The 1,149-nt window shown below is 77.8% G+C and carries 1 protein-coding gene and 1 pseudogene; both read left to right on the top strand.

All coding sequences use genetic code 11. The annotated features are described in order from the left end of the window. Window positions 1-152: 152 nt before the first annotated feature. Window positions 153-899 (top strand): ferric reductase-like transmembrane domain-containing protein, encoded by a 747-nt coding sequence (locus ABZ641_RS38720; RefSeq protein WP_359989390.1) that lies wholly within the window; start codon window positions 153-155, stop codon window positions 897-899. A gap of 17 nt (window positions 900-916) precedes the next feature. Further along, a pseudogene (locus tag ABZ641_RS38715) lies at window positions 917-1,149 on the top strand (hypothetical protein); the annotation flags it as partial.

Here is a 1,149-nt window from a genome sequence, read left to right as displayed (position 1 = left end):
GGTCTGCCGGCCCGCCTGGTGCGGACCGACGGCTCCGTCGTGGTCGTCGGCGGCTGGCCGGCGGACCCGGCCCCCGTCCCTGCGCCCGGCAGCGGCCCCGGCCTCAGTACCGGTGCCGGGCCGGGACCCGACAGCCCGGCGGGAGTTCCCCGATGACCGGCACCGTCCAGCTCGCGACCACCGCACCGAGCCCGCTCTGGTACGCGACCCGGGCCGGCGGCACCGTCGCCCTGCTCCTGCTCACGGCCACCCTCGTCCTGGGGATCGCCGCAGGCGGCCGGTACGCGCCGAAGCGGATCGCCCGGTTCGAGATCGGGGCGCTGCACCGCAACCTCTCGCTCCTCACCACGGTGTTCCTCGGCCTCCACATCGCCACCGCGATCGCCGACCCGTTCGTCCGCCTGAGGTGGCTGGACGCGGTCGTACCGTTCGCCTCCTCCTACCGCCCGTTCTGGCTGGGCCTCGGCGCCCTGGCCGTCGACCTGCTGCTCGCCGTCCTGGTGACCAGCGCGCTACGGCTGCGGATCGGCCGCCGGAGCTGGAAGGCGGTGCACCGGCTCGCCTACGCGCTCTGGCCTCTGGCGCTCCTCCACGGGGCGGGGACCGGGACGGACACCCGACTGACCCTGCAACTCGGCCTCGCCGCCGGCTGCCTGGCTGCCGTGGTGGCGGCGGTGTGGTGGCGCCTGCTCCGGGCCGGCCCCGGTCACCGGGCCGGCCGGCTGTGGGCCGCCCTGGCGGCGGCAGCCGTCCCCGCCCTCGTGGCGGCGCTGCTGGTGGCCGGGCCGGCGCGGACCGGATGGGCGCACCACGGCGGCACCACCGTACGCCCTGGCACCGTCGCCACCGACCGGCAGACCGCCGGCGACGACGGCGACAACGGAGGGGAGGACGAGTGATCCCGCAGACCCGCGCCGTGGCAGCGCCGCAGCCCGCGGGCATCCCCGAAGGACCGGCCGACGCCCGGCTGCTGCACGGTTGGTACAGCACGGGCGGCCCGGCCGGACTGACCGAGCACCTGGAGCGGTACGGCCCGCCGCCCACCGCGTCCGGACGCCGGGCCGCGGACCGGCTGATCCGGGCCGTCGAGGAGGCCGGACTGACCGGGCGCGGCGGCGCCGCCTTCCCCACCGGCCGCAAGCTCCGCTC

The organism is Kitasatospora sp. NPDC007106 (assembly GCF_040634455.1).
GTDB classification, from domain to species: Bacteria; Actinomycetota; Actinomycetes; order Streptomycetales; family Streptomycetaceae; genus Kitasatospora; species Kitasatospora arboriphila.
Note: the sequence above shows the minus strand (reverse complement) of the source record. Positions and strands in the feature narration are given on the sequence as shown.